This window comes from Paenibacillus zeirhizosphaerae (assembly GCF_030705605.1).
Taxonomy (GTDB): domain Bacteria; phylum Bacillota; class Bacilli; order Paenibacillales; family Paenibacillaceae; genus Paenibacillus; species Paenibacillus zeirhizosphaerae.
In genome coordinates, this window is sequence record NZ_JAPCKK010000016.1 from 474,114 (window position 1) to 486,823 (window position 12,710).

Sequence of the window (12,710 nt, forward strand, 5' to 3'; positions counted from 1 at the left end):
GATCAAAAAGCCAAGAAGCAACCGGAGACAGGCTCCGGTTGCCGGTTTTCACACGCGGGACACTGCCTTTTTCCGCCGTGTATTTGATTTTCAAAGCTACATGCAGAAAATGTGCTCTCCAATCGTTTTTACCTGGGGCCGTGACCAGATCCATTTAGAGGTTGCCGTGCGCGGGTTGAAATAATAAAGACAGCCTCCTGTAGGGTCCCAGCCGTTCAATGCCTGCTGAACTGCCTTGCGAGCCTGCGGATTCGGTGTGAGCCAGATTTGGCCGTCCGCCACCGCTGTGAACGCTCCAGGTTGAAAGATCACACCAGAAGGTGTATTAGGAAAATTAGGTGATTTCACACGGTTCAGGATAACGGCTGCAACCGCAACCTGACCTTCGAACGGTTCCCCCCGTGCTTCCCCGTAAACCGCGTTGGCCATCATTTTCAATTCGTTTTCTGACAGGCCTGCCGCTCTTCCGGGGCTTAGCGAAACTGCCCCGCCTGTAGATGCTGCTTTCTCACCTGACCTGCCTTTGTTCGCCGTTTGCTGATTACTCCCTCCATTGTGCAAAGGGGTTTCCGTCGGCTTCCAATGCGCCGTGGCATTCACCAGCTTCAGTTTTGTTTTGGCCCCCACAATGCCGTCGGGAGTTATGCCGAATTTGGATTGGAACCATTTAACCGACCCTAATGTTTTACTTCCAAATTGGCTGTCTACTTTTCCATAGAAAAAGCCAAGCAATTTCAACCGGCTTTGCAGCTCATATACATCCTGACCGTAAGAGCCATAGGTGATCGGCTTGCTGCTGAAAACCGCCTCAACAGGTCCCGTTTCGTAAGTCTCAGCTTGTTGCGGAAGCTTGTCGGGGCTCCTTTTTACGCCCGGATCATCAAGGAAGGCTGCATATACTACGGCCGTAACCGCCAATACGCCCGTGCATATCCATAGGGCTGTCTTTTTCATCATCGCTCTACCTTTCTTTGTGGGATGAACAGGATGGCTACGCTTATTATGACAAGGGAGGAGCCTGGCTATTCACACCACATGGTGAGCACGCAACGATTAAAGCGCGAAAAAAGCCGTGCAAGCTACACGCTTGAACGGCTGGAGACAGCCCGGTCAGGAGCTGATTTTATTTTGCTGGTACTGCTCCAGAGACATCAGAACCTCTCGTGGTTTGCTTCCTTCATACGGCCCAATCACACCTCGTGCCTCCATGGAATCAATCAGGCGGGCAGCCCTTGTATATCCGATTCTCATACGGCGTTGAAGCAGAGATACGGAGGCCTGCTTAGCCTCAAGAATGATGCCCACAGCCTGGTCATACAGCTCATCCAGTGTATCGTCCGTTTCGGCTGTGTTATCCTCCACTTCCGGTACAAGCGTGTCGTCATATTGGGCCTCTGCCTGATCACGGACATAATTCACGATGTTCTCGACTTCCTGGTCGCTCATAAATGCACCCTGAACACGCACCGGCTTGGAAGCTCCCATTGGCATAAAGAGCATATCCCCACGTCCAAGCAGTTTCTCCGCCCCGCCCATATCGAGAATGGTGCGGGAGTCGATCTGAGACGAGACGCCGAACGCGATGCGTGAAGGAATATTGGCCTTGATCACACCAGTGATGACATCAACCGACGGGCGCTGTGTGGCAATGATCAGATGGATGCCGGCGGCGCGGGCCATCTGTGCCAAACGGGCAATAGCGTCTTCCACATCTCCAGCGGCTACCATCATCAAATCGGCAAGCTCGTCAACGATAACTACAATAAATGGAAGTACCGCCGCGGGGTTGTCTTTCATCAGATGGTTATAGCCTTCAATGTTTCTTGTGCCTGATTTGGAGAACAACTCATAACGCTTCTCCATCTCTACGACGATTTTCTTCAATGCAAGCGATGCCCGTTTCGGATCGGTGACAACTGGAGCCAGCAGATGGGGAATGCCATTGTAGACATTCAGTTCCACCATTTTGGGATCGACCATCAAAAATTTAACCTCATCGGGTTTGGACTTGTACAAAATACTGGTAATAATGCCGTTAATGCACACCGATTTACCCGAACCGGTAGCTCCTGCTACGAGCAAATGGGGCATCTTGGCCAGGTTTCCGATAATGGTCTGTCCCGCAATATCCCGACCAAAGGCAATAGACAGCTTAGCTTCCGATTCCTGAAATATCGGCGTTTCCATAACCTCGCGCATGGTAACTACGGATACCTCGCTGTTCGGCACCTCAATGCCGATAGCCGATTTGCCGGGAATCGGCGCCTCCATCCGAATGTCTTTGGCCGCAAGAGCCAGCGCAATGTCATCCGTCAGACTTACGATCCGGCTCACCTTAACACCAATATCGGGCTGGATCTCATAGCGGGTTACAGCAGGACCCCGTACAACCTCAAGCACCTTGGCTCGTACACCGAAGCTTTCCAGTGTAGCCTCCAGCTTGCGCGCTGTCTGCATATAGTCTTTCTGTCCGCCTCCCTTGCCTGCGCCTTGAGGCTTGGAAAGAAGCTTGAAGGGAGGAAGCCTGTACGGCTTCGGAGGCGGTGAGGGCGGTGCCTGCTGAGTAGCCACTCCACCGTCTGGTGCCTCTCCTTCGGCTGTTGGTGTCCCCTCTGCCGCTGCTTCGGCATTACTGTGCCTCTGAGCATTCTTTTCATCTGCTGCTGCTCCGGCCACAGAAGGTATATCCGCTTCGGCATCCGCACCGTCAGGCAAGCTGCTATCCTCTTCCCCACCGTACACATCCATGCTTTCTTCCGTACGAACCTGCTCGAAAAAGTCTCTGATAATCGGTGAACTTCTCGTCTCCACCGCTTCGGGCTCACCAGCAATGAATGGTGGTGACTGCATGTCAGCATCCCTATCATCGTGCCGGTTCTTATACGCCAACGAATGAAACGGCGCGACTTCTTCTCCTCCCACCGCTGTATGATCATCCATCGCATTATCCGCAGGAGCCTTACGGCTCCCGAACAACTGGAAGAACAAAGGCTGCTTCCACTTCGGTGGGGAAGGAAGCTCTTCATAATCGTCGTCCATATCCTCCCCGTCTTCAGGAACAGCAACCGGCTTGTTTTTTCTGCCCTTGCGGCTTTCCGCAATCGGGATCGGAGTCTTTCTTTCCTCCCATTTTCGCTGCAGGCTGCTGCCTGTTTTCAGCGCTTTGGTACGCAAAATGCGCCCCAAATCAACATAGGAAAGCTGGGTAACAAGCATAAAGCTGATGACAAACATGACAAGCATGATGAGCTTGGCTCCCGTCAGCCCGAACAACCAGAGCAGAGCGGTCAGCTCCAGGGCACCGACATATCCGCCGCTGATATCCTTGTTCAGCATGGAGTGCTGATCCTCATCAGCAGCAAATAGCTCGTCCCGCAAATCGATATGTATTTGACTCATCACATTCCCCGGCTCCAGCGCCCCAATCGGGCCAAGCCGATGTTCCATGGAGGAAATAGTGCTCATCAGCGTTAATGAAAGCACGAATAAAAGCAACCCGCTCTTGCGGGCATGCCATTTGTCAGGCCACTTTCGGTGTATCATCACCATTAATCCGTAAAAAATGCCGATCAGGGGTATGACAAAATAAAACTTGCCCAGTACAAGACCGAACATCTTGGACAAAGAGCGGCCGACTGCCGCTTCACCAGACAAGGCGATCACTGAAAGTGTAATCAGAACAATACCGTATATTTCGTATTTGAGGACGCTACCCAATGTAGTTTTCTTCTTTTTGCGTCTTCTGGCCATTATGGTCACCCCCAGAAGAATATTATACCACGTCCGCCTGCATCAGCACATATGTTCTTTTTCGACAAGATCTCCTTATTTCGTGAATCTGTTCGTCTAGCAGCTACCACTCAATTTCGGTACCAGGGGCCAGCTTGGGATTCAAATAAGCATCGAGAGGGCAGTCCAGCAGCCTTACGATGGTGCCCTTTCGCTCCCCCTCAGCCCTTACCTGGATCAGGCAGCCATCCGCTTTGATTTCCTGCAGCGGACCTGACTCTTTCCACATCCCCTGCCAAACCAGATCCATCGGTATTACAGAGTAAAGCGTCATTGGGTCAAGCCTCCCCCCTGCTGCGTGGCGACCGCCCCGGGTTGTCCCTGCAATGCACCAGCATTCATGGTAGGGATATCCCCCTGCGGTGCAGTGCCGCGCCGTTCAGCGATAGCTTTATTCAGATAGGTTAACGCTTCGCCAATGCCGCCGACCGCATCCATGAGCCCGTATTTCACAGCATCTTGGCCTCCCACAGCCGTTCCGATATCCCGATTCAGCTCTCCCGTCTTAAACATCAGCTCTTTAAACTGCTGCTCCGTGATGCGAGAATGACCCGTTACAAACCGGACAACCCGCTCCTGCATTTTTTCCATATATTCAAATGTCTGCGGAACCCCGATCACCAAGCCGCTCATCCGGATCGGATGAATGGTCATGGTAGCGCTCTCCGCAATAAGTGAGTAGGACGCTGACACCGCGATGGGCACGCCGATACTGTGTCCCCCGCCAATGACTACCGTCACAGTCGGTTTCGTCAGAGAAGCAATCATCTCTGCGATAGCGAGGCCAGCTTCCACATCGCCCCCCACCGTATTCAGTACCAGCAGCAATCCCTCTATGCGGGAATTCTGCTCGGCAGCAACGAGCTGGGGAATGATATGTTCATATTTGGTGGTTTTGTTTTGTGGAGGCAGTATAAAATGCCCTTCAACTTGTCCGATAATGGTCATGCAAAAAATATTAGATTCCGCTGTCGGTACTCCTGTCTGACCAAACTGCTGAATACTTTCTATAATCGGGGACATTTTTTTCTCACCGGTCTGTGGACTCTGAGCTTCCGTTCCCTCTTCCTTATTACCGTCATAGGATACCATACTATTCATCCATCCCTTCATCGATAAATGCCGTTATAACGGATAGTATGGTATATAAATGGAAGATTTTATACTTTACACGCAAAAAAAGCCTCCTCTCCGCGGAAACCGTCCAATATTTCCGGCGTAGAGGAGGCGACTGTGTGCCTTATTCAACTATAAGTTTACACTTCCATAATAATCGGCAAAATCATCGGTCTGCGGCGGGTCTGCTCATACAGGAAACGACCCAGCGCATCTTTGACATTGGTTTTAAGTGAAGCCCACTCATTCACATTCTCGCTCATCAGTTTCTGTAAAGTACTGGATACGATGCGGTTGGCTTCATCTAACAGTCCTTCCGACTCGCGGACATATACAAAACCGCGGGAGATGATATCAGGACCGGATACGATTGTCCCATCCTGCTTGCTAAGCGTAACCACCACCACCAGAATTCCGTCCTGCGACAGAAGCTTCCGATCACGCAGAACAATGTTGCCTACGTCTCCGACACCTAATCCGTCGATCAGTACGTTGCCTGCCGTAACTTTACCCGCTTTACGCGCAGCACCATTCTGAATCTCGATAACCTCACCGATATCGGTAATGAAAATGTTGTCATGCTCAACACCAACAGACTCGGCCAGCAAGGCATGTCTGCGCTGCATTCTGTATTCACCGTGGATGGGAATGAAAAATTCCGGTTTCATCAGGTTGAGCATCAGCTTGAGTTCTTCCTGGCTACCATGTCCAGACACGTGTACGCCAGAATTTGCGCCGCTGTAATAAACTTCCGCACCTAGACGGAACAATTCGTCAATCGTGCGGCCGACATATTTCTCGTTGCCCGGTACAGGCGTTGCCGCAATGATCACGGTATCTCCAGGCAGAATATCCACCTTGCGGTGAGTCGAGCGAGCCATGCGCGTCAGCGCCGACATGGGCTCTCCCTGGCTGCCGGTACACAGGATAACGACCCGGTCAGCAGCCATTTTGCCTACTTCCTCCGGCTCAATCAGCATGCCGTCTGGAATTTCGAGATATCCAAGATCATGGGCAATACCGACTACGTTAACCATGCTTCGCCCGATCACAGCCACCTTGCGTCCTGTCTTCTCGGCAGCATTGATCACCTGCTGAATCCGGTGCACATTGGAAGCGAAGGTTGCAACTACGACCCGTTGGCGAGATTTACGGAAGATATCCTCAAGCACGATACCTACACTTTTTTCCGAAGGTGTGAAGCCGGGCTTCTCAGCATTGGTGCTGTCCGATAACAGCGCTAGCACGCCCCTGCTCCCAATCTCAGCCATCCGCTGCAAATCCGCATATTGACCATTGACTGGAGTATGGTCAAACTTGAAGTCGCCCGTATGAACAACAGCACCTTCTGGTGTATCGATGCAAACACCGACCGAATCCGGAATACTGTGATTTGTACTAAAAAATGACACTTTCAGGGTCGAACCCAATTTGATCTCGGAGTCGGCGTTAATCATGATCCGCTTCGTCTCTCCGAGCAAATTCGCTTCCTTCAGCTTATTTTCGACAAGCCCCAAAGTCAGCTTTGTCCCATAAACCGGAACATTCAGGTGCTTGAGCACATACGGAAGTCCACCAATATGGTCTTCATGGCCATGTGTCAGCACAATTCCTCTCACTTTGTCACGGTTCTCCGTAAGGTAGGAAATATCAGGGATTACAATATCGATGCCGAGCATATCTTCCTCAGGAAATTTCAGTCCCGAATCCACGACAACAATGTCGTTGGCATATTGGATGACATACATATTTTTCCCGATCTCTCCGACGCCGCCCAAAGCGAAAATCATCAATTTATCGTTGTTAGCTTTTTTAGACAAATGAATCTAAACCTCCTATGGTAGTTGGACGTCGTACCTTAATTTGTTATTTATTTTTCAAAAAAATACCGCACCCAGTCACTTGACCTCATTATACATGATTAAAAAGCGAAAACACAAGTCGCCCTCTTCTTTAGAAGATAGGTTTCCCGTTTTCCAGAAAACCATGAACGGCATAGTGTTCTTTCACTTCTTTCTTCACCCATTCCCAAAAACACAAAAAAAGCGTCCCGCCTCGGAACGCTTTTGTCATATCCTATAATTTACTTTTCAAACAGGGAGCGAATAAAGTCTTCCTCCTGCTCTGTTGGTGCCACTAGGGGCAAACGGACAGGACCCGCAGTAATTCCTTTCAGCTCCAATGCATATTTCACGGCTACAGGGTTCGGAACCGGATGAGGGCACTCAAACAAGCCTTTAAACACGGGAAACAACGACTGATGCAGAGAGGCTGCCCGATCAGGCTGACCCTTCGTAAATGCCTCAATCATCTGCTTCATTTCGGCTCCGATAACATGGCTTGCAACGCTGACAATCCCGTATGCGCCGACAGCCATGGCGGGAAGCGCCGAAGAATCGTCACCGGAATACACTTTAAAACCGTCTGGTGCAGCCGCCGCAATCTGCGTGACCTGCTCCAGTGAAGCGCATTCCTTGGTTGCTACGATGTTATCAATCTGCGCCAGACGCAGCGTGGTCTCTGCTGTAAGACCCACAACCGTTCTTCCTGGGACATTATACAGCATGACTGGAAGCGAAGTGGACCGGGCGATTGCCTCGAAGTGCCTGTACATCCCCTCCTGATTCGGCTTGTTGTAATAAGGAACGACAAGCAGAACGCCGTCCACGCCCGCTCGTTCAGCCTCCTTGGTTAAATGAATGGAATGGCGTGTATTGTTGCTGCCCGTTCCCGCAATAATTTTACAGCGTCCTGCCGCTTTTTCTACCGCGAAGGAAAACAATTTGATTTTCTCCTCATCGCTGAGGGTCGGAGATTCTCCAGTCGTCCCCGATACAACGAGAGTATCGGATTTCTGCTCCTCTATCAAATAATTGATCAAATCGGATGCGGCATCCCAATTGATCTCACCCTGCTCATTGAATGGTGTAATCATCGCTGTTATCAATCTTCCAAAATCCACGATGCTGCCTCCTTTCTTAGCTCTATGCCCGGTTAACGGTGAAGCTCGAATTTGGTATGAAGCGCACGCAGCGCCTGCACCATATCATCCTTTTGGACCAATACCCAAATGGTTGTGTTGGAATCGGCAGACTGCAGAATCTGAATATCCGCCTCCGCTAAAGCCTCAACGATCGTCGCCATAATACCGGGTACGCCATTGATACCGCCCCCGATCACCGATACCTTTGCACAACCTGCAACAATTCGGGGCTCCAGGTCCATTTCCTGCAGTACTTTAACCGCTTTGGCTCCTTCTCTGTCACTGACTGTATATACTGCGCCTGTTGGCGTCACGTTAATAAAATCCACACTGATCCCGTTCGCAGCCATCGCCTTGAATACCTTTAGCTGAAGCTGATTGTTCGCTTGTTCCGAATCTACGGTAATCTGTGTTACATGCCCAACGTAAGCGATGCCAGTTACGTAGCGATCGACCACGCCGGACTGAACATCCTTGAAGCCTTCCGGATGGGTAACCAAGGTTCCTTCATTATCAGAAAATGTCGAACGAACTCGAACCGGGACATTGGCCTGCATAGCGATTTCCACAGCGCGCGGGTGAATGACTTTCGCTCCGTGGTGGGCCATATTGCAAATTTCGGTGTAGCTGACATAAGTAAGCGGTTTGGCATCTTCCACAATTCTTGGATCCGCGGTTAAAATTCCGTTAACATCCGTATAAATATCGACCATTTCGGCATGCAGAGCGGCCCCCAATGCAGTAGCCGATGTGTCGCTGCCGCCTCTGCCAAGGGTCGTGAAATCCCCATTCTCCGTCTGACCCTGAAAACCGGTTACAATAACAACCCGGTCCCGCCCAAGCTCTTCCAGAATGCGTTCAGGCTTGATATCCAGAATTCTCGCATTCCCAAACTGGTTATCGGTTACAAAACCCGCTTGTGCTCCGGTCAACACTGTTGCCGGAATCCCTTCCTTCTCCAGCAGACCGCAGAGCGTAGCTGCAGAAATAATCTCTCCGCAACACATCAGCAAATCCCGTTCACGCTCAGGCAAACTGTCTCCATTGCTTGCTGCCCAATCGAGCAGCGTATCCGTCGCGTACGGCTCACCCTTGCGGCCCATTGCCGATACAACTACCACAAGCTGAAATTGATTATCCAGCTCCCTCTTGATATGACCGATAACCAAACGTCTGGCCTCTGATGTGGAGAGCGAAGTGCCCCCATATTTTTGTACTAAAATCCCCATGATTTCTCCTCCACCGTGTACACCTCAGGAACTTGCTTTGTCTCCGACCAAACTCCAAAGCAGCATTGATTCCTGCCAAACCATCAAGTATTGCATGTTATATTTCTTCGCTTCCATACTGCAGTGATCCGTTCAGTTTGACATACCATATATTCTGAAAGCCCCCGGGCTGCATCAGCAGCCGGAGGCCCGACAGGCAATTACACGGTATGATATCGCTGAATGATCATAGGTTGGAGCTGTCTGCCCTCCAAGGCTGCATAGCAGGTCTCAGGAATAAGCTCCATCTGAGCGACAAGCGAATTAGGCTTCTGCTCTGGATTGTCCTGTCCGAACGGCACAAAATAAACGGATTTGGCTACAAGCAGCTTCGCGATATTGGCTGCATTAAATCCAAGACCGTCATTGGTCGAAATGGCCAGCACCAACGGACGGCTGTTCCGCAACTGTGCTTTCGCCGCCATCAGTACCGGACTGTCCGTCATGGCATTCGCCAGCTTGCTGGTCGTATTACCTGTGCATGGAGCGATAACGAGCACATCCAGCAAACGTGATGGGCCAAGCGGTTCAGCCTCAACAATTGTAGAAATAATATCATTCCCTGTTATATCTTTCAACTGTTTTTGCCAACTTTGCGAGGTGCCGAAACGTGTATCCGTCGTCTGTACCGAGCTCGATATAATCGGGATTACCCGTGCACCCTCATCCATAAAACGCTGAATGACAGGCATCACTTCCTCAAAGGTACAGTGTGATCCCGTGATCGCATAACCTACTGTTTTGCCCCTCCAGTTCATACGCCTTCCTCCCGGTTCGGATTATCTTCCAAAAGCTGCTGAACCAACGCGTCAGCCATGATCAGGCCTGCGGTTTTGGGAGCTACGATGCCGGGAAGTCCAGGTGCTAGAAATGCCTTAATTCCAATCTTCTCCGCACTTGAGAAATCACAGCCGCCGGGAGCAGAGGCCAAGTCAATGATAACGGCACTCCTAGGCATTCGGGACAGGATTTGCGCTGTGATAATCATAGAGGGTATCGTATTAAAAAGCAAGTCGATACCGCCCACCTCATCCGCCAGATACTTTGTCGCAAAAGGCTTCCAGCCCATCACAGCAGCACGCGCCCCTTCATCCTTCCAGCGGATTCCGACCTTCACGTCAGCCCCCATACCCTGGAGTGTTTTAGCCAATGTAAAACCGGTACGCCCCATACCGAGCACGATACATTTCGACTGGTGAATTGTAATTTCTGTATGCTGAATCGCCATCATGATGGCCCCTTCGGCAGTAGGGATCGAGTTGTAAATGGCAACATCGTCCCGATCCAGAAGCTCAACCAGCTTCAGACCGTATTTGGCGCTTAACTCACGCAAATACGGCTTCGCCATACCGGTGTAAATTGTACAGTGCCCCGGAAGCACAGAAACATGCTCTTCCAGTAGCTGCAGCGATGCTTCGGCAAATGTGGCACTTACCGCTCCATTCTCGTCACAGCCAACGACAGGTAGTATAAGAGCATCCGCTGATTCCAGAAGTTCTTCTCTTAGCGGTGCCAGCGTCACACCGGGTATCTTCTCCGAAAGACGGTCGAACCCCACGGCATGTACTGAAGCATCCAAGGCGGCACATTTCCTCATCACTTCCAGTTGCCGTGCATCTCCGCCAATAACCAAGACCCGAATTCCTGTCAGCATCTGGTGTTCACTCCTTTCCCAGATACGGTATGGTTCATTGTATGCATATACCCGGAAAGGGTGAAAGTGACGGCAAAAAAGCCGCCCACGGCGGGCGGCTCTCTCTAACTTGGATATCGTATCATGGCTTACTAAGTCTAGTTCGTGCCTGTATGTCCAAAGCCTCCCGAGCCGCGAACCGTTTCAGATAGAACTTCGACCTGCTTCAGTTCGACCTGAGGCACCTCCTGGAAGATCATTTGGGCAATCCGTTCGTTCCGCACGATCGTAAAGGGCTCCTCTCCCAAATTAATAAGCAGCACCTTAACTTCGCCGCGGTAGTCGGCATCAATTGTTCCGGGAGTGTTCAGGCACGTAATCCCGTGCTTGAAAGCAAGCCCGCTACGGGGGCGAATCTGAGCCTCCAGCCCGGCAGGCATGGCGAGCGCAAAGCCGGTCGGAATGAGACAGCGTTTACCTGGCTCAAGTACGACATCCTCCGTTACTGCCGCGTACAAATCGAATCCGGAAGCCAATTCCGACATTCTGCGGGGCAATGCGATGTCTTCGTTACCGGCCAGTTTGTTAATTTCCACGTAATAAGGCAAATTGGTCCCTCCTCAATCCTGTAACTGCCGCGTCCGAAGATCCGACCATAGCAACGGCGAAAGGCTCGGCGAACATGCGATCCAGCACAGCCTGCACATCGTCCATCGTTACCTGCTCAATATTTTGTATCATCTCATCCAGCGTATAATGCCGACCGAGCATCAGCTCATTCTTTCCGTTTCTGTTCATCCGGCTGCCCGTACTCTCCAGGCTCAAGATAAGGCTTCCTTTAAGCTGTTCCTTGCCTTTGGCGAGCTCTGTGGGTGTCAGCCCGTTCACCGCAACATCACGCAGCAGCTCCTGGGTCAGCTCAAGCACATCCTTGGTTTGCTTCGGAGCCGTCCCCGCATAGATGGTCAGCATGCCGCTATCCGCATGGGAGCTGTGATAGGAGTATACGGAATACGCAAGCCCTCGTTTTTCACGGATCTCCTGAAACAGCCGGGAGCTCATGCCGCCGCCAAGCGCATTATTCAGCAAAATCATGGCATATTGCAGCTTCTCTCCTGTCGAGCAACCCGGAAACGACATGCAGATATGATTTTGCTCCGTGCTCTTCTCATGAAATAACATCTGTCCCGTAAAGGAAGGGATTTCCAGATTGGAAGACTGACCGTGATCATTAAAGTGGCCAAAGTGTTTTTCCAGCAGTTCAACTACGCTATCCTCAATATTGCCGGCCAGACTGATTACTGTGTTTTCAACCGTGTAATGCTCCTTCATGTAGCTGCGAAGAAGATCGCTGTCCATCGCCAACAGGCGTTCCTCCGAACCCAGAATCGGATAGGCCAGCGGATGGCTCCCGTATGCCGCTCGCGATACCAGATCATGCACCATGTCATCAGGCGTATCCTCATACATGGATATCTCCTCAAGGATGACATTTTTCTCGCGCGCCAGCTCCTCCGGGTCCAGCTTGGAATTAAAAAACATATCTGACAGCATATCTACCGCAATTGGCAAATGCTCGTCAAGCACCTTTGCATAGTAGCACGTATATTCCTTGGATGTGAAAGCATTGACGTTGCCGCCGATGGCATCAAACTCCTCAGCAATATCTTTTGCGCTGAACCGCTCTGTGCCTTTAAAAAGCATATGCTCAATAAAATGAGAGATCCCGCTGCTTGCTTCATTTTCATGCCGCGATCCGGTCTTGACCCAGATCCCGAAGGAAACAGAGCGTACGTTCGGGATTTTTTCCATGACCACTCTAAGGCCGTTGTTCAGCTTGATTTGTTTCACTAGGTTGGCCCCCTTAAACTTAAACTTACCTATGCCGTTATGCATCTGACGCCATAATGTCTCATCGTAA

Annotated in this window: 11 protein-coding genes; all 11 read right to left on the reverse strand. The window is 50.9% G+C overall.

Annotated elements, in window-relative coordinates; all coding sequences use genetic code 11:
* Positions 1 to 96 precede the first annotated feature (96 nt).
* The 11 genes from sleB to OIN60_RS11970 all read right to left on the reverse strand — a co-directional run bounded on the left by sleB (position 97) and on the right by OIN60_RS11970 (position 12,685).
* Positions 97 to 954, reverse strand: coding sequence for a spore cortex-lytic enzyme (sleB, locus tag OIN60_RS11920; protein ID WP_305755534.1), 858 nt, complete (start codon positions 952 to 954; stop codon positions 97 to 99).
* A gap of 156 nt (positions 955 to 1,110) precedes the next feature.
* The gene (locus OIN60_RS11925; protein WP_305755082.1) at positions 1,111 to 3,750 is read right to left on the reverse strand and encodes a DNA translocase FtsK; all 2,640 of its coding nucleotides are present in this window, start codon (positions 3,748 to 3,750) and stop codon (positions 1,111 to 1,113) included.
* Between the two features lie 103 nt (positions 3,751 to 3,853).
* Positions 3,854 to 4,063, reverse strand: coding sequence for a YlzJ-like family protein (locus OIN60_RS11930; RefSeq protein WP_305755083.1), 210 nt, complete (start codon positions 4,061 to 4,063; stop codon positions 3,854 to 3,856).
* A complete protein-coding gene (locus tag OIN60_RS11935; protein WP_305755084.1) occupies positions 4,060 to 4,890 on the reverse strand; it encodes a ClpP family protease in 831 nt (276 codons plus the stop codon). Before OIN60_RS11935 ends, OIN60_RS11930 begins: the two co-directional genes overlap by 4 nt.
* A gap of 155 nt (positions 4,891 to 5,045) precedes the next feature.
* A complete protein-coding gene (locus OIN60_RS11940) occupies positions 5,046 to 6,725 on the reverse strand; it encodes a ribonuclease J (protein WP_305755085.1) in 1,680 nt (559 codons plus the stop codon).
* Positions 6,726 to 6,988: 263 nt separating this feature from the next.
* Positions 6,989 to 7,870, reverse strand: a complete 882-nt coding sequence (dapA, locus tag OIN60_RS11945) for a 4-hydroxy-tetrahydrodipicolinate synthase (protein ID WP_305755535.1) — start codon at positions 7,868 to 7,870, stop codon at positions 6,989 to 6,991.
* Positions 7,871 to 7,899: 29 nt separating this feature from the next.
* On the reverse strand, positions 7,900 to 9,117 hold the full coding sequence (gene dapG / locus OIN60_RS11950; RefSeq protein WP_305755086.1) for an aspartate kinase: 1,218 nt from the start codon (positions 9,115 to 9,117) through the stop codon (positions 7,900 to 7,902).
* Positions 9,118 to 9,317: 200 nt separating this feature from the next.
* Positions 9,318 to 9,914 (reverse strand): dipicolinate synthase subunit B, encoded by a 597-nt coding sequence (locus tag OIN60_RS11955; protein WP_305755087.1) that lies wholly within the window; start codon positions 9,912 to 9,914, stop codon positions 9,318 to 9,320.
* The gene (gene dpsA / locus OIN60_RS11960; RefSeq protein WP_305755088.1) at positions 9,911 to 10,810 is read right to left on the reverse strand and encodes a dipicolinate synthase subunit DpsA; all 900 of its coding nucleotides are present in this window, start codon (positions 10,808 to 10,810) and stop codon (positions 9,911 to 9,913) included. The genes OIN60_RS11955 and dpsA overlap by 4 nt, the downstream gene beginning before the upstream one ends.
* Positions 10,811 to 10,947: 137 nt before the next feature.
* Positions 10,948 to 11,397 carry a dUTP diphosphatase gene (gene dut / locus OIN60_RS11965; protein ID WP_305755089.1) on the reverse strand — a complete coding sequence of 150 codons (450 nt, stop codon included), beginning with the start codon at positions 11,395 to 11,397 and terminating at the stop codon, positions 10,948 to 10,950.
* Positions 11,375 to 12,685, reverse strand: coding sequence for a M16 family metallopeptidase (locus tag OIN60_RS11970; protein WP_370872472.1), 1,311 nt, complete (start codon positions 12,683 to 12,685; stop codon positions 11,375 to 11,377). Before OIN60_RS11970 ends, dut begins: the two co-directional genes overlap by 23 nt.
* Positions 12,686 to 12,710: the final 25 nt, after the last annotated feature.